Consider the following 14,931-nt stretch of genomic DNA (forward strand, 5'->3'; position numbering starts at 1 on the left):
GGCTCCGGCTAGACCTTGCCGGAACCCGCCAGTTCCTCCACGATCCGCTCCAGTCCCGACTCCGCCCGGCCGTCGGCGATCATCCGATCGATCAGGTTCTTGATCGGCGCGACGATATCGAGCGCCACCCCGGCATCGCGGCTCGCGCGCACGATCGCGTCGAAGGCGGGTTTGTGGAATCGCGCCGGTTGCGCCTCGTCGGCGTAGTCGCCGCTCTCGATCACCGCGGCATAGGCCGGAATCAACCCCGCCATCGCGGTGACGTACGCGGCCGCGCGCGGCGCGAACTCCGTCGCGGTGACTCCGGCCGAGCGGACCATGGCGGTGCCGTGGAAGAAGCCGGTGAACACGGCGTACATCCCGGCCAGCAGGGCGAAGTCGAGCAGTGCGGCGGTACCGGCATCGTCGCCGAAATACTCTGCGGTGGCGAGCTTTTCGAGGTCCGGCCGGAATCGCTCGAAGACGGTGGCGGACCCGCTGTAGAGGATCGACGCACCGGGTCCGCCGATCATCGGCGGCACCGCCATGATGCCGCCGTCCAGGAAGTCGATCCCGTGGGCCGCCGCCCATCGGCCGAGCTCGCGTGAATCGTCCGGAGCGGTGCTGGTGAGATTGATCAGCGCCTTGCCGCGCAACCGATCCGCCACCGGGTCGAGAACCTGGTGCACCGAGGGATGGTCGCTGAGCACGGTCAGCACGACCTCGGCGGCATCGATCGCGGCGGCGGCATCGGCACTGCTCACGGCACCGAGCGCGACGAGTTCGGTGTCCTTGCCGGGTGTGCGATTCCAGACGGTGGTGGGATTGCCGCTCCGGGTCAGGACGGCGGCGACGGCCCGGCCCATCGGGCCGAGGCCCAGCACGGCAACGGCGGTGTGTTCGTTCGCGGTCATCGAGAAACTCCTCTTGCTCGGGTGGATGCTGGGCGCGCCGTCATCCACCCTGGTCACCGCGAGTTGTCGGGACAAGTACCTACTATTCGGTGCGGTACCCACCAACAGGTAGGTGAACAGGTAGCGAGGGGTGGATGGGCGCGAAAAGATTCGGTCCGTACTTCTGTGGGATCGACGCCGCGATGGATGTCGTCAGCGGTAAATGGAAAGGGCTGATCCTCTGGGAACTCGAGAACTACGGCGTCCGGCGATTCGGGGAACTGCGGCGCGGCCTGCCGGGAGTTTCGGAGAAGATGCTGATCCAGCAGTTGCGCGAACTCGAGGAGGACGGTCTGATCGACCGGCAGGCCCACCCCGAGGTGCCGCCGCGGGTCGAGTACCGCCTCACCGACCTGGGCCGATCGCTGAACACCGCACTCGAACCGCTCGGTGCGTGGGGCCGTGCGCGGATCGACCGCATCGGCGCCGCGCGCGTGCAGCCGCCGGACACCCCGTCCCGCGCCGTCACGGCCGGTTGACCCGGGACCACGCGTCCGCTGCCGCCTTCGGGCCCGGCCCCACTAGGCCGAGCCGATGCGCCCAGCGGGGCCGGGCCCTGCGTGGTTACGCGTCCGCTGCCGCCTTCGGGCCCGGCCCCACTAGGCTGGGCGTCGTGACGGCCCACGCTGAACCCGGCGGCGAACCGGCGCGGCCCGCGCGGCGCAGGTTCCGCTGGTTGAAATGGGTCCTCGGCGTTGCCCTGTCGGCGTTGCTGATCGCCGAGGGCGTATACCTGTGGCCGCGCCTGCACGATTCCTGGCGCAACCTCACGGAGATCCACTGGGGCTGGGTCGCGCTGTGCATCTGGATGCAGGCGTTGTCGATGAGCGGATTCGGCCGCATCCAGAAGCGCCTGCTGCGCGCCGGCGGGGTCGACGTCTCGCAACGCGCCTCGGTCTCGGTCGTCTACGGGGCCACCGCGATGTCGGTGTCGCTGCCCGCCGGCCAGGTGTTCTCCACCGCCTTCACCTATCGCCAGACCCGCCGCTGGGGTGCGAGCGCGATCGTCGCCTCCTGGCAGCTGCTGATGTCCGGCGTGGTCGCGACGAGCGGAATGCTGCTGCTCGGTGTCGGCGGCGCGCTGCTGGTCGGCAATCGCGTCGGCCCGTGGAAGCTGGTCCTCATGCTGGGCGCGGTGGCGCTGCTGGTCTGGGCGGGCAAATACGTCTCCGGTAATCCCGGTGCGCTGCAGGCGCTGGTGCGCCGCGGGGTGCGGCTGGTCAACCGGATCCGCCGCCATCCGGCCGATTCCGGTCTGGCTCACGTCGACGAGGTGCTGCGCCAGTTGGAATCGGTGGACCTGAACCGGCGCGACGCCGCGTGGGTCGCGTTCTGGGCGGTCGTGCATCGGCTCGGCGACGTGGCCTGCCTCGGTGCGGCCTGTTACGCGGTCGGCGCCGATCCGCGCTGGGCGGGCCTGCTGATCGCGTTCAGCGTGGGCAAGGCGGTCGGCACGATTCCGTTCGCACCCGGTGGCATCGTCTACGTCGACGCCACCCTCATCTACAGCCTCACCGCCGCCGCGGGACTGCCGGCCGCACAGGCGGTGGCCGCCGCCTTCGTCTACCGCATGGTGAGTTTCATTCTCGTCGCGATCATCGGCTGGATCGTCTTCGCCTTCCGCTTCCGCAATCCGCAGCTCGGTGATGCGCAGTTCGAGGAGGAATTCGAGCAGCGCTCGGCCCTGCTCGCCGAACCCCGCCGCGCCGAAGGCGGCGACAAGCGACCCGACGGCGAGCCGCAGACCTGAGCGGTCCCGGACTCCGGCTGCCGCACCGCTGTCACTACCCTGGCGATCGTGAGGAAATGGCTGCCGCTGCTGATCGATGTCGTGCTGGTGATCGTGTTCTGCGCGATCGGCCGGCGCAGCCACGACGAGGCGGTGACGGCGGGTCTGCTGCGCACGGTCTGGCCGTTCGGCGCCGGTCTGCTGATCGGCTGGGTGATTGCCCTGACTCTTGCCGGCCGCGGGCGACTGTCAGCGGCGTTCGCGCATTTCGACGGATCGGCGGTGTGGCCGACCGGCGTGGCGGTGTGGTTGTCGACGTTGATCGGCGGCATGGTGCTGCGGGTGATCAGCGGTCAGGGCACCGCGGTCAGCTTCGTCATCGTCGCGGCGACGGTCCTCGCGGTCTTCCTGCTGGGCTGGCGCGCGGTGTGGACCCTCGCCGCCCGGCGCATTCGCGTCACCGGCGCATCCGTGAACTGACCCGCGGACCGCTTCTCGACGGCTACTTCTTGTCGTCCGGCGTGGCCAGCGACTGCAGCATGCGCGCGGCCATCCGGGAGGTGGCGTCACCGCTGTCGACATCATCGATGTGAATGGCGAAGGCCAGGTCACCGGCATTGGCGATCAGCCACCCGTCCGAACCGGCGTTCGCCGTGAAGGCCGTGACCCCGGCGTAGCGGGCGACCGTCACCTCCTGTGGACTGGCGGTCGCGTCGCGCAGCATGCCGCGCAGTTTGTCGACCACATCGCCAGGCAGCGGTTCCAGCTTGGCCTCGGTGGTGCCGGGCCGGCCGATCTCGATCATCGGCGGCGCCACCGATCCGCGCGCGATCGTGGCGGCGGCGATCGCCATTCCGAACGGGCTCGCCAGAATCGGATCGTTGGCGCCCTGTTTGACCTGCTCGACGCCGCGACCACCGATCGGCAGCCGGCCCGTGGTCTCGTCCAGCCCGGGAACCTTGAATCCGATACCGACGCCCAGCATGGCCGCCGCCTCGGCCGCATCCTGCACCGAAACGTCCTGCGGCGCCTTCTTCTTCTGAATCGAGGCGACCGCCTTGAACAGGTCCATCGCACCGCCGACCGGATAGGTCGCGGTGAAGGCGGGCGCGCCCTGAGCACTGGCGTAGTTGTTCTGGGCGGCCGCGACGACCGCTCCGGTGGAGGGCTGAATCGCCACGATCGATGCGGCCGTACCCACACTCACCACGGCGTCCTCGGCCGCGCGCTGCAGCTTCTGGTCCATCGTGGAGGCGATGTCCGGTCCGGGCGGTCCCTGATATCCGGCGAGCTGGGTGACCATCTTGCCGTCGGGTTCGAACAGCTGCACACCCCAGCCGGCGTGCTGATCCCGGTTCTCCTGCCACACCTTCTGCAGCGCCTCGGTCATCGGCGACCACACCCGCCGGTCGGCGACGATCAGCCTCGGCTGCTTCTCCATCACCACGCCGGGAATCGAGGCCATCCGCGGCTCGAGAATCGCGAAATCGTCCTCGCGCAGGCTCACCGCGGTGATCGGCTTACCCTGTGCGCCCGCCAGCTGCTGCATCAGCGAGGCACCGGTGATGAGCGGGGCGACCGGCGCGATGGCATCGGCCAGGGCGTTGGTGGTACCGACGAGATCGCCCGTCTTGGTGGGGTCCACCTTGATGACGTTGATGGTCTGCTGGGTCAGCAGCGGCTGGCCGTCGTTGTCGTTGACCTTGGGCGGCGGCGTCGCCTCGGTGCGGACCAGTTTCACCGAGCGCTTGGAGTCCAGTTGCGGCATGACGACGGTGGGGTCCCAGGAAATCCGCCAGCCGATAGCCAGCTTGCGGATATTACCCTGCAGGTCGTAACTCCAGTCCTTACCTGGGCCGAAATTCCAGGCGGCTTTGAGGTTGAACATCGCCGAATCGCCGTCGAGGCTGATGAACTGAACCAGCTTGTAATCGGGCTTACCGGGCTGGAGTCCGTCGAACATGGACTTCAGGGTGCTCTCGGCACCGGAGGGGTACGAGGTCAGTGCGGCGGCGCCGGCGGCATCGCGATCATCCATTAGCTGGGTGAAATGCTCGACGACCCCTTCGGGTCCGCTCGGCGTGCTGTGAAAATCGCACGACCCCATCACGATCGCTACGGCAGCAATTGCGGCCAGTGCCACTGCGCCCCGAACGCGAAAGCGGCGGGATCCCCACACATCCATGTCGCCCACTCTTCACTCTTGTCACTCCAGCAACAAGACCAACGGTACCCGAAGGAGTTGCCCGCGGTCCCACCTAGGCACCGACCGCATCTTCCATGCTCAGCGACCACAATAGTGCCCGATCCCCGACATCCGTTGCAGCCGGTCGGCGAAATCCGCGGACGTGTTCGGACCTTCCCCTTTCCTCCGACAGCGAAACCTGACGAGCCACCTTGCGGCGTAATCTTGTAATCACAGTTACAGCGAAACTCTCGCAGTGAGGAAACATCATGAGACACGGACACGGACGTGGATTCGGGCGGCCGGGCGGCTGGCAACAGGCGGATCTCCCCGACGCCGCCGACGCTCCGGACTGGTTCGCCGGAAGGTTGCCGAGCGAGTGGTTCAGCGGTCCGGCGACCATCGAGATCGACCGCGACGAGATCGTGGTGATCGGCGAACTGGCGCTGCCGGCCCCCGAATCCGGCGACGAGGACGCAGCCGGCTCCGAACCGTCACCCGCGACGGTGGACGGACTGATCGCGCGCTTCCGCGAGTCGACGCGACCGGCCCGCATGCAGATCGCCCAGGAGGCCCAGGCACGCTACGGCCGCAATGTGGCGTGGGGCGTATCGGTCAACGGGGAACGCACCCTGTTCACCCATCTGTCGGTTCCGGTGATGACGCGGCTGCGCCAGCCCGAACGCAAGGTGCTCGACACGCTCGTCGACGCCGGGGTCGCCCGCTCCCGCGCCGACGCACTCGCGTGGACGGTGAAATTGGCCGGTAAGCACGCCGAGGAGTGGTTGGCGGAACTGCGGACGGCGATGCGCAAGGTGGACGACCTGCGAGCCGAGGGGCCGCGCGGCCTGTGACCGGGCTAGGGTACCGGTCATGGCACCGATTCTCGTGCTCAACGGCCCGAATCTGAATATGCTCGGCACCCGCCAGCCCGAGGTCTACGGCTCGGACACGCTCGACGACGTGGTCGAGCTGTGCCGGGCGACCGCCGCCCGCTTCGATCGCGAGATCACCGCCTATCAGTCCAATTCCGAAGGGGCGCTGATCGATCGGATTCATGCGGCCCGCGGGGTGGAAGCCGGGATCGTGATCAATCCCGGCGGCCTGACCCACACCTCGGTGGCCCTGCGCGACGCCCTGGTGATTCCCGAGGTGCCGATCGTGGAGGTGCACATCTCGAATGTGCACGCGCGCGAGGAATTCCGGCACCACTCCTACATCTCGCCGATCGCCACCGCGGTGATCGCCGGAATGGGCATCCGGGGATACGCGGCGGCGATCGAATTCCTCTGCACCCGTTGAGCGTTCGCTCAGGCCCCGTCGCGCAGTAGCCGATACATCGGCACTCCGGCGCCGGCCACCTTCTCCCACAGCTCGCGCACGGTGTGCGAGAGCGTGGCCTCCACCCCCACCTCCTCGCTGGTCTCGACGACGTGGGTCGCACCCGCCACCATCATGCGGGCGGCGGCCTCGTCACCCCAGCCGCCGGACTTCGCGGCGGCGGCGTATTCGGCCATGAAGAAGGGGAACGCCTCGGCGGAACGCTGCGCGAACGGCAGGAAGCGGTCGGCGTCGTGGCCGGCGCGCTCGATCACGGCCAGGGCCTGGTTGTAGCCGATCAGCCAGGGATGGAACAGCGTGAGCAGGGCCTGGTAGAACAGCTGCGCCAGCCCGTCGTCGGCGCCGAGGTACTCCGGTGCGCTGAGCGGGCGCAGCAGGTCGGCATGTGCGTCGAACACCTCGCGCGGGCCGCTGTAGAAGATGTAGGACGCCGGATGGGTGATGTTGTCGCCGGCCGACATGAATCCGCCGGACAGGAACCGCGCCCCGTGCGAGCGCACCCATTCGGCGCCCGCGCGGGTGCGTTCCGGGGAATCGGAGGACAGGTTCACGATCACCTTGTCCCGCAACCCTTCCGGAGCCAGGCCGAGGACGTCGTACATGGCGGCGTAGTGGGTCAGGCTCAGCACGATCACCTCGTTGCGGTCCAGGGCGTCGGCCACCGACTCGGCGCGACGGGCGCCCAGTTCCGCCATCGCCTCGGCCTTGTCGGCGCTGCGATTCCAGACCGTCACCTCGGTGCCCGCGGCCAGCAGTGCGCGCACGATCGCCCGGCCCATCGGGCCCAGCCCGATCACCGTGACGGAGGAACGTTCGGACATGGTGTACTCCTTGCTGTTTCGAAGCTGTTTCGAAGTTCTTCCGATCGGCGCCGGATTCGATCGTCACCGGGATCCGGGTCCGGGGCAATAACGCACGTCGACGTGCGGTTGCTTACCTCGAGGTTCGGAAAAAGCTCAGGAGGATGAGATGGCGGACGACTGTGACACAGAACACTCGGTCTGCGGGATGTCGGTGGCCATCGACGTGGTCGGCGGCAAGTGGAAACTCCACCTGATGTGGGTGCTGGGCGAGGGCCCGCAGCGCTTCGGCCGCATCCGCGCCCTGCTGCCCGGGGTGAGCGAGAAGGTGCTCACCGAGAATCTCCGCCATCTGGAATCCCACGGCGTGGTCCGCCGCGAGGTGTTTCCCGAAATCCCGCCGCGAGTGGAATATTCGCTCACTCCCGCGGGCGTCGCATTGGCCGCGGCTTTGCGCCCACTCGAACAGTGGGGTGAACGGCGCCGCGACGGACTGTTCGAGACCGCGTTCGCGTGAGGGCTGGTCAGCTGTTGTGGGGTCGGACCGTGGATTTCGGCGCCGGTTCTCAGGCGTGTGCGGGTCGTGTCCCGAGTTCTCGTACTCGGCGCGCGAGGACGCGGGCGTGGTTGACGAACCCGTCGTGGTTCATGGGTTGGATGGTGTAGCCGGCTGGGTCTTGGTGGACGTAGTAGCGGCCGTCACCTGGGAAGTCCATCCACACGAAGCCCTGGGCGCCGTCGGTGCGATTGTCGAGGAATCGTCCTGGGTAACACAGGACTTCGCCCCAGCCGCTGCGGGGGCGGGCCAGGAATGTGTTCATACGTTCCCGGAGCGTTGGCCGGCGTTGCCACCCGAGAGACTCGGGCTCGAGGTCGAGTTCGGACTTCAGGCCACCCAGTTCGTGGCGGCCGGGCGGAAGTTCGGGAAGCATGCGTGCGAGCAGGTCCAAGGCCTGGACATGTGTGCACAGAGTGACCGAAACATCGCCGCTCGCACCGGGTTCCGGATCGGGGTCCTGAATGGCGACCGCTGCGCTGGAAGGTCCGAAACCGGCGTAGCCGCGCAGTTGTACATCGGGGTTGTCGGGGTCGGCGCCGAGGCGGCCGTGGACATGCAACCGGACCTGAGGTTCGGTGAGGGTGCCGATGAGGCGCGCGAAATCGTCGTCCACGCGCGGGCGCAGGCTGTCGATGGCTTCCCGGCGCCGGCGAATCAGATCCGCTTCGTCGATGGCACGCAACGTATTCCAGGTCGGGTACGGCAGGCGGTCGCGCTCCATCGCGAACAGTGCCGCCTCGTACTGGGCACTGGTCAACTGCCAGTGAATCACCGATACTCTCCCGGCGCTCGGCCGCGATCGGGCGGATTCGCCGATCGGGCTGCGGGTGGTTGCTGCTGCGACGACTCATCCCCGATGGCGCCGTAGGCGGGCAATACCCTCCGCCCGTCCTCGATCCATTCCTCGAGGTGCTGCCCGCGCAGATACTCCGCGGACTGTCGGTCCTTGTCCTCCTCGGACTTGCCCTTGCCACCCGCGCCGGGTGACATGCCCGGCGTACCGGCGGCGCCCGGCTGACTCGGAGCACGCATTCCCCCCAAAGAGGCAGCCGCCGGTGATGCAACGGGGCCACCGGGTATCGACGATCCGAGTCCCGGACGCGCAGTACCACCGCCCGAACCGGACAGGCCGCCCAGTCCGGAACCGTGGGAACCACCACCCGATCCGGAACCGTGAAGACCGCCGCCCAGTCCGGAACCGGAAGTCCCACCGCCCAGCCCACCGCTCGGGTCGAAACCGGCGGCAGTCGTGGAGGCGGCGTTCGGCACGCTTGAACTTGTTGTGCTGGAGGGGTTCTGCCCGCTACTCGGAGTTGCGGAACTCGGCTGCGTCCCCTGCGATTGGTTCCCATCGGTCCCGGTGTTCGGATCGGAGCCCGGATTCACCTCGCCGGGTCTCGGATTCTGGTCACCGCCACCGGAATTCGATGGACCAGGCACCGGCGAAACCGGCCCCGGGCCTGCCGGACCAACCGGGCCGCCCGGAGCGGCCGCCGGATAGACCGTGGGCAGCACCGGCACCGCCTGATCCCCACCACGAATGCCGGGTGAGTACACATTCCGGAGCACCTGCAGAGCCGCCTGCCGTGCTTCCTCTTTCTGGGAGTCCTTATCTTGCTGCTCCGCGAGGATCGGAAGTTGCGGTCCCGTCGGCGCGGCCGCCGGCCCCAACGTCGGCGATCCCGGAGGCAGAATCGGCCCTGTTCCCGTGGGCACCATCGCCTGCAACAACGGAGTCAGCATCCGGAAAGTCTCGTCGCTACCGCGCTGCGCAAAGGCAATCTTCATCGCGACCATCGACGCCGACTTGCCGATATCGGCGACAGAGTCCAGAACACGCCCGAACGTCTGGGCCGCCTTCTGACCGGCAGCCCCCTCCCAGCCGTTGGCGATCGCGTCCTGGACGACCTTCTTGCGAGCCGTGTCCGCACCATCGGCCATACCCGACCCGATATTGCTCCACGCCTCCGAAACCGCGTGCACGACATCGGGTTTGATCTGATAGGTCAGATCGCGAATCTGCTCCAACGTCAGGTGCTCGAAGTTGTCCCCACCGGTAATCGACTGCGGATCGACATCGATACGCAATTGACCGGCCAGCACATTGATCTGCTGCTGCAACGCGAGCTGATCGGCATCCCACGCCTGCGTATTCGAACCCGACACCATCCCCGCATAGAAGCTGTTGCTCATGGCGTCGAGCCGCCGCAGGAAGTCGCCACTACCTTGGTCCAGATAGCTCGACGGTTCCGGTGGGGGAGTCACGGCTGCGCCCTGTGGATGCCGGCTGCTACGAAAACACGCGCCTGCGCGACCTCGCGTGAGAGGCCTCGCCAGACCGTTGGCCGCGCACCGGTACGACGCTCGACTTTCGCTCGCATGACTGTCCCCCTCCGACTCGCCGCTGCATGAGGACGCGTGAAACCCCCTGCTGCGGAGACTTTATCCCAGGTGTCCGCGCCATGCCCAGCCGATCGCGCGTAGGTGCACTCCGGCTCGACCGTGATGACACCGGAGCGTCGTACCGGCCCGGTCGCCAACCTGCACGCGACACTGGAGAGGCGTCGACGGAATCCTTGCCTAGGGGAACCGGCCGGCCGTCGGTGACGTCCAAATCTGTGAACGAGGCCTCGAGTGGGTTCGAGAATCAGCGCGAGAAGGAGTGTCGTGGCGGGCGTTTTGCAGGTGGACATCGACGCGTTGAGCAAGGCGGTGCAGTCGCTGCGCGCTTCCGAGCAAGTGCTCAACGATGCGATGGCGAAAATGGCCGCCGGGGGCCACAGCAGTATCGGGACGAAGGAACTCGACGACGCGGCCGACAGTTTCCAGCGGCGCTGGCATTACGGTATCCAGCGCATCGGTGAGGCGGCGCGGGGAACGGCGGACGGAATCGACCGATGCCGCGACACCTATCAACAGACCGACGACGCCCTTGCCCAGGTGCTGACCGAGGTTGGGAACGCGGTTATGGCCGAGGGGCAGAAGGCATGAAAGCGCAAAATCCTTATCCCAACTTGGGTTTCAACCCGGTCCCCGGCGCTCCGGACGACGTCTCGGGCCTGCGCGGGCAGATCGACACGGCCGCCATCGCCGTGACGGAAACCAACGATCTGTTGAATCGGCTGCGCAACAGCAACGATGACGTGTGGAAGGGACAGGGAGGCGACGCGTTTCGCGCGCATTTCGACTCCACCCTGGCCCAAGACCTCGGCTACGCACAGTCCTCACTCACACGTGCTGTGGGTCTGCTCGACGAGTGGCACAACGGCCTCGTCGGCTATCAGGAGACCGCGCGCGGGCTGGAGACCGAGGCCGCCGTGGCGCGGGGAGAACACGCCCGCGCGGTCACCGCGCTTCAACAGGCACAATCCAATCCCGACCTCGGTCTGGCGAATACACGCTTCTCCGACGCCGAGCAGTTGGCCGCCGCCCAATCCCGTTTGGACGCGGCGACCGCGCAGGTCCGCTCGGCGAGCACCGCGGTGGACAACTGTCAGGGACAGATCGATGCGATCATCCAGCGCGCTCGCGATCTCGAAACCGAGCATGACAAAATGGCTCGGCGAATCGCCTCCGAATTGGACACAGCGGCAAAGGATTTCGCTCCGAGCCCACCGGACGAAAGCATCTGGGACAAGATTTGCGACGCAGTAAAAGCGGTCGGAAAGTTTCTCGACGAACACCGAGAAGGATTGCATCAAATACTCTCCGCCGTCGCGGCTATCGGTGGCCTGATCGCGCTCATCACCCCGCCACCGATCGATGCCATCGGATTCGCGGTGGGGGCGATCGCGTCGGCAGGGCTGCTCGCTCTCGACCTGACCGATCCGAAAGTTCGAGCCGGCCTGATGAACGGTGAATTCGATGCATGGAAGACCGTCGGCTTGGACGCACTGGGACTCGCGCCGGCGGGTGGGTCGGTGGTGGCGGCGGGCAAGGTGGGGTGGGGTGCTCTCCGTGCCGGCGACGCCGCGGCCGAAGCGGTCACGGCGGTGTCCGCGGGGCGGCACGCCGCCGAGTCGGTCGGTATGGGTGAGCGGGTGGGCCGGGCCATGTACGAGGCAGCCACCCACGAGCCCGGTCTGTTGTCGAAGGGAATAGGCTCCGCCACCGATCTTCTGGGCAAAGTTCCCGGCGTTCCGAACAGCGTTACGTCGGCGCTTGGGATGAATCAGGTCGCGGCGACCGTTTTCAAAGCGACGGGGGTGGCCGACGGTACCCACGTTACGGTTTCCACCGCAGAAGCGATCGATCTGTTCGCCCGGTCCAAGAAGGTGGTCTCGTCGTTGGTCGCACCATTCGGTGGGGACGACTGACCGATGGCCGAAACACTGTTCGGTGAGACATCGCTCGACGTCGAAGTCCGGATCCCCCAGGGATTCATACCGCTGCCCCTGCGCGATATCGACGGGACCGTTGCCCGGGCCGAGGAATTGTTCACGGACGCCGGACCGGGACAAATCTCCTCCGCGGCCCCCAGGATGTTGCAGGCGCTTCGGGTCTTCCTGCGAGGACTCGGCGGGCTCGGGGCCGTCTACTGCGGTCTCGGAAAGCACCATGCGGCAGACGGCTCGGATGTCACGTCGACGCTGGTCCTCAGCGCCGTCCGATATGGCGAGCCCAAGAACCCGAGGCTGGCACTTGCCGACTATCTCGTCACTCGGGGACGAGCGGAGGAGTACATGCACAGCGAGGTCGTCGATTTCGCCGGCAAGAACGCTCTGTTGTCGGACCGAATCCTGCGATTACCGGCGCCGGAATGGCACGGACAGGAACAAGAAATCGAGGGCGATGCGAGCGTGTACCAGATCGAGGCAGTTGTGCCCTCCGGGGACGGTACCGCACTCGCCGTTGTGCAGTTGTCGACCTCGTTCACGCAGAAGGGGGAGGAATTCCTGCCCATGATGTTCTCGATCGCACAGTCGTTGGAGATCAGAGATTCGCGCCCAACTCCTCCCCTGTCATCGCTGGATTTGTGAGACTGCGATGACCTTTTCGACGACGACGAAGCCTCCGGCTGCGATCCACTGCCCCGAGACCCGCCGTGCGATGCGGCGGATGGGGTGGCCGCGCTGGCTCCTACTGCTCGTAGGTGTGGCCTGCGCGCCCCTTACTCTGATGCTGGTCGCCCTCGCTGACAGCGCACCCTCCCCACCGGTGCGCGCGGCTTTGAAGGTGGCGATGATGGCGTCGGTGGTGTTGTTCACGGTCGGGATCACCGTCGGTGGCGGGATGGTGTGGATTCACCGGCGCCGCAAGCGGTCGCTGAAGCGCCATGCCTGGACGGTATGGCCGATCAATTACATATCCACGGGGCGATACGAGTGGGTGGAATTGCTCGACCCGCAGCGGCAGCCGGTATCCGCACTGCTCCTCAACACGTGGCGAAAAGACATCGGAAAAATGGTCGGGCACAAGACCGTCGAGGTCTGGTTCGCCGGCGACCCACGAAAGTACGGTGTCGTCTCCCGGCCCGGTGGCGGCGATCTCCGGTACGCATACTATTCACCGTCGCGACAGCCTCCGCGATTCACTTTCCGCGAGGCGCGGGCCGAAGCCGACCGACATACGAGCGGATTCGTGATGGTCGAGCGGAACGGCCGGGTGATGATGGAACAGCCCGAAAGTCGAGCGCCGGAATCGATTCGACACGGCTCCATCTCCGACCCGCGCTATCCCTCGCCTCGAACACTGCGGCGGGTATCGGCGTTCACGCTGGATGTGACCGTTCATCTCGCCTGTGGTCTGACCTTGGGCGTACTCACGAGTCCGAACTTTTCACTTGCGGCGCTATACGCCGGCGATCGAGGACACCTCGGGCTGAATGTCGGGCTCGTCATCCTCGGCTGGTTGATCGCCTCGCTCGTCGACCGTGTGGTGGTGCAAGCGATAGTTCACACCACCGTCGGTAAGGCGCTGTTCGGGTTGGTCGCACTGCGTCCGGACACCGGCACATATCCCTCGTTCGGCCGACTGCTGGCCATCTGGCTGTTCGACGTGTATCTCCCCCTCGCGATCGCCGGAAACGCTATCGGCCCCGACCACCCCGAGCACTACTTCCTGACCGCGGTTCGCCGCCGGGATATGCGTCGATGAATCACCCCGGGAGCGGGTGGTGCACATCTCGGCGACGCGTGCTCTGCGGTGCGGCGAACGTGTGCAATCGGGCCAGCACACGCTCACGATCGAGCTCCACCTCCGTCCTGGCAGGCCATTGGGAACCGAGTTCTCGGCAGTAGCTTTCGACCGCCAAGCGTCGTTGCAGTGCGGCAACGGACAAACCGTCTGCGCGTGGCGGCAACCAGCAGCCGAAGCCGATAAGGGCGCCGCAGGCGATGATCATCAGCGCTGTCGTCATCACGAACATGTTCAGTCCACCTCATCCCGCGCGGACAAGGCTGCTCCCGCGGCGAGCCGAGCCCGGCAGTCCGGAAGGCAGTCGCGGTGGGTGTTCCACAGGCGGCGAGCGCAGTCGCCCTCCAGATGAGTCGGTTCCCAGGAGCAGTCGTTCAACGGAACCTGCTGCACAGCAACCGGTTTCAGTGCGCCCGCTCGCCACAGCCGAGGCGGCGTAATGGTCAGCAGATCGAAACCAGCGGTGACGATTTCGGTCCGGTGGTCGATATGAGTCGCGTCGACCACGATGATCGCTGCGGCGTCCATACTGGCGGCAATGCCTAGGGTGTAGCCGAGTGGATCACGGGTGCCCTGCGGTGGGCGAACAGTGAAAGTCCATCGATAGCCGAGGTAGTCTGCATAGCACTGGACACCGAGTGCATGTGCTGCGGTGTCGATGCCGGACAATTCTGTCCGCACCAACCCGACGGCCTTCGGTCGGGCTGACCTTGGACGACAGGGTGGGCGCGCTGGCGTGTCAGTCGACGATCCGATCATGTCAGTCATCCCGCCTCCATCGCTTTTGCCGTCGACGCGATCGCGGCGTCGTTTTCATCTCTCGTACAAACGCTCTGCCACAACGCAATTGCCGCGCCGAGGGAGCCAGCGATCCCAAAGAGGACCAACAGCGGGCCGTTCACGGAATCACCCACAATCGCTCACAGGGCAGACGTGCACAGTTCTCCTCCGGCGCAGTGAATTCGACTGCCGCGCAACCGCCGTACCGTTGCCAGTGGTCCGCGAACCGCCGCGCCGCCGATTCGCATGCGACGAATGTCAGAGCATGCCGGCTCGATGAGGTGAGATAGACGGACACCGTGACATCGGGTTCGGTCGGAACGGGCGAGCCTGACAGGTTCGCGACACACTCCGGAAAGCTCATCGAGCACCGCCGTCGTTCCTGGTAGCGAAGGCTGAACGATCATCGACAACGCGCGTACCGGACCACGGGCAACGTTCACCCTCCCGAACGTGATGTTCGGCGATCT

At 66.6% G+C, this 14,931-nt stretch carries 17 protein-coding genes; 10 read left to right on the forward strand and 7 right to left on the reverse strand.

Annotated elements, in window-relative coordinates; all coding sequences use genetic code 11:
• Window positions 1–8 precede the first annotated feature (8 nt).
• A complete protein-coding gene (locus RJ03_RS26315; RefSeq protein ID WP_036506911.1) occupies window positions 9–893 on the reverse strand; it encodes an NAD(P)-dependent oxidoreductase in 885 nt (294 codons plus the stop codon).
• A gap of 134 nt (window positions 894–1,027) precedes the next feature.
• On the opposite strand from RJ03_RS26315, the gene RJ03_RS26320 reads away from it, so the two are divergent.
• From RJ03_RS26320 to RJ03_RS26330, 3 genes are all read left to right on the forward strand, one after another.
• The gene (locus RJ03_RS26320) at window positions 1,028–1,411 is read left to right on the forward strand and encodes a winged helix-turn-helix transcriptional regulator (RefSeq protein WP_036506914.1); all 384 of its coding nucleotides are present in this window, start codon (window positions 1,028–1,030) and stop codon (window positions 1,409–1,411) included.
• A 134-nt stretch (window positions 1,412–1,545) separates the two neighbouring features.
• The gene (locus tag RJ03_RS26325; protein WP_036506916.1) at window positions 1,546–2,682 is read left to right on the forward strand and encodes a lysylphosphatidylglycerol synthase transmembrane domain-containing protein; all 1,137 of its coding nucleotides are present in this window, start codon (window positions 1,546–1,548) and stop codon (window positions 2,680–2,682) included.
• Window positions 2,683–2,730: 48 nt separating this feature from the next.
• Entirely contained in the window at window positions 2,731–3,141 is a 411-nt protein-coding gene (locus tag RJ03_RS26330; RefSeq protein WP_036506918.1) for a DUF3054 domain-containing protein, read from the forward strand.
• A gap of 22 nt (window positions 3,142–3,163) precedes the next feature.
• Here RJ03_RS26330 and RJ03_RS26335 read toward each other — a convergent pair whose 3' ends face one another.
• Window positions 3,164–4,846, reverse strand: a complete 1,683-nt coding sequence (locus tag RJ03_RS26335; protein ID WP_036507078.1) for an NTF2-like N-terminal transpeptidase domain-containing protein — start codon at window positions 4,844–4,846, stop codon at window positions 3,164–3,166.
• Window positions 4,847–5,115: 269 nt separating this feature from the next.
• Here RJ03_RS26335 and abmR point away from each other — a divergent pair, with 269 nt between their 5' ends.
• Together abmR and aroQ are read left to right on the forward strand one after the other, a co-directional pair.
• Entirely contained in the window at window positions 5,116–5,700 is a 585-nt protein-coding gene (gene abmR, locus RJ03_RS26340) for an ATP-binding transcription factor AbmR (protein ID WP_036506926.1), read from the forward strand.
• 19 nt (window positions 5,701–5,719) lie between these two features.
• Window positions 5,720–6,148, forward strand: coding sequence for a type II 3-dehydroquinate dehydratase (gene aroQ, locus RJ03_RS26345; protein ID WP_036506929.1), 429 nt, complete (start codon window positions 5,720–5,722; stop codon window positions 6,146–6,148).
• An 8-nt stretch (window positions 6,149–6,156) separates the two neighbouring features.
• On the opposite strand, the gene RJ03_RS26350 is transcribed toward aroQ, so the two are convergent.
• A complete protein-coding gene (locus tag RJ03_RS26350) occupies window positions 6,157–7,008 on the reverse strand; it encodes an NAD(P)-dependent oxidoreductase (RefSeq protein WP_036506931.1) in 852 nt (283 codons plus the stop codon).
• A gap of 148 nt (window positions 7,009–7,156) precedes the next feature.
• Here RJ03_RS26350 and RJ03_RS26355 point away from each other — a divergent pair, with 148 nt between their 5' ends.
• A complete protein-coding gene (locus tag RJ03_RS26355) occupies window positions 7,157–7,504 on the forward strand; it encodes a winged helix-turn-helix transcriptional regulator (protein ID WP_036506933.1) in 348 nt (115 codons plus the stop codon).
• 49 nt (window positions 7,505–7,553) lie between these two features.
• On the opposite strand, the gene RJ03_RS26360 is transcribed toward RJ03_RS26355, so the two are convergent.
• Entirely contained in the window at window positions 7,554–8,318 is a 765-nt protein-coding gene (locus RJ03_RS26360; protein WP_036506934.1) for an ESX secretion-associated protein EspG, read from the reverse strand.
• Window positions 8,315–9,811, reverse strand: a complete 1,497-nt coding sequence (locus tag RJ03_RS36790) for a hypothetical protein (RefSeq protein ID WP_036506936.1) — start codon at window positions 9,809–9,811, stop codon at window positions 8,315–8,317. Before RJ03_RS36790 ends, RJ03_RS26360 begins: the two co-directional genes overlap by 4 nt.
• Before the next feature lie 402 nt (window positions 9,812–10,213).
• On the opposite strand from RJ03_RS36790, the gene RJ03_RS35215 reads away from it, so the two are divergent.
• The 4 genes from RJ03_RS35215 (at window position 10,214) to RJ03_RS35225 (ending at window position 13,642) form a co-directional block, all read left to right on the forward strand.
• The gene (locus RJ03_RS35215; protein ID WP_051025273.1) at window positions 10,214–10,537 is read left to right on the forward strand and encodes a DUF6317 family protein; all 324 of its coding nucleotides are present in this window, start codon (window positions 10,214–10,216) and stop codon (window positions 10,535–10,537) included.
• Window positions 10,444–11,862: a hypothetical protein gene (locus RJ03_RS35220; protein ID WP_157163494.1), complete on the forward strand. Its 1,419-nt coding sequence runs from the start codon at window positions 10,444–10,446 to the stop codon at window positions 11,860–11,862. Before RJ03_RS35215 ends, RJ03_RS35220 begins: the two co-directional genes overlap by 94 nt.
• A gap of 3 nt (window positions 11,863–11,865) precedes the next feature.
• Window positions 11,866–12,525 carry a hypothetical protein gene (locus tag RJ03_RS26380; RefSeq protein ID WP_036506938.1) on the forward strand — a complete coding sequence of 220 codons (660 nt, stop codon included), beginning with the start codon at window positions 11,866–11,868 and terminating at the stop codon, window positions 12,523–12,525.
• A gap of 178 nt (window positions 12,526–12,703) precedes the next feature.
• Window positions 12,704–13,642, forward strand: a complete 939-nt coding sequence (locus RJ03_RS35225) for an RDD family protein (protein ID WP_157163495.1) — start codon at window positions 12,704–12,706, stop codon at window positions 13,640–13,642.
• Window position 13,643: 1 nt separating this feature from the next.
• Here the strand turns inward: RJ03_RS35225 and RJ03_RS26390 are convergent, their stop codons facing one another.
• Together RJ03_RS26390 and RJ03_RS26395 are read right to left on the reverse strand one after the other, a co-directional pair.
• Window positions 13,644–13,913, reverse strand: coding sequence for a hypothetical protein (locus RJ03_RS26390; protein ID WP_036506940.1), 270 nt, complete (start codon window positions 13,911–13,913; stop codon window positions 13,644–13,646).
• Window positions 13,914–13,915: 2 nt separating this feature from the next.
• On the reverse strand, window positions 13,916–14,350 hold the full coding sequence (locus tag RJ03_RS26395) for a hypothetical protein (RefSeq protein WP_218001005.1): 435 nt from the start codon (window positions 14,348–14,350) through the stop codon (window positions 13,916–13,918).
• Window positions 14,351–14,931 lie beyond the last annotated feature (581 nt).

It is taken from the genome of Nocardia aobensis NBRC 100429, from assembly GCF_000308375.1.
Lineage (GTDB): Bacteria > Actinomycetota > Actinomycetes > Mycobacteriales > Mycobacteriaceae > Nocardia > Nocardia aobensis.

What these genes read in the sequence shown, in the direction of transcription:
- RJ03_RS26315 (WP_036506911.1), bottom strand. Translation starts at nt 893, where the DNA reads ATGACCGCGAACGAACACACCGCCGTTGCCGTGCTGGGCCTCGGCCCG.
- RJ03_RS26320 (WP_036506914.1), top strand. Translation starts at nt 1,028, where the DNA reads ATGGGCGCGAAAAGATTCGGTCCGTACTTCTGTGGGATCGACGCCGCG.
- RJ03_RS26335 (WP_036507078.1), bottom strand. Translation starts at nt 4,846, where the DNA reads ATGGATGTGTGGGGATCCCGCCGCTTTCGCGTTCGGGGCGCAGTGGCA.
- abmR (WP_036506926.1), top strand. Translation starts at nt 5,116, where the DNA reads ATGAGACACGGACACGGACGTGGATTCGGGCGGCCGGGCGGCTGGCAA.
- aroQ (WP_036506929.1), top strand. Translation starts at nt 5,720, where the DNA reads ATGGCACCGATTCTCGTGCTCAACGGCCCGAATCTGAATATGCTCGGC.
- RJ03_RS26350 (WP_036506931.1), bottom strand. Translation starts at nt 7,008, where the DNA reads ATGTCCGAACGTTCCTCCGTCACGGTGATCGGGCTGGGCCCGATGGGC.
- RJ03_RS26355 (WP_036506933.1), top strand. Translation starts at nt 7,157, where the DNA reads ATGGCGGACGACTGTGACACAGAACACTCGGTCTGCGGGATGTCGGTG.
- RJ03_RS35220 (WP_157163494.1), top strand. Translation starts at nt 10,444, where the DNA reads ATGCCGCGACACCTATCAACAGACCGACGACGCCCTTGCCCAGGTGCT.
- RJ03_RS26380 (WP_036506938.1), top strand. Translation starts at nt 11,866, where the DNA reads ATGGCCGAAACACTGTTCGGTGAGACATCGCTCGACGTCGAAGTCCGG.
- RJ03_RS26390 (WP_036506940.1), bottom strand. Translation starts at nt 13,913, where the DNA reads ATGTTCGTGATGACGACAGCGCTGATGATCATCGCCTGCGGCGCCCTT.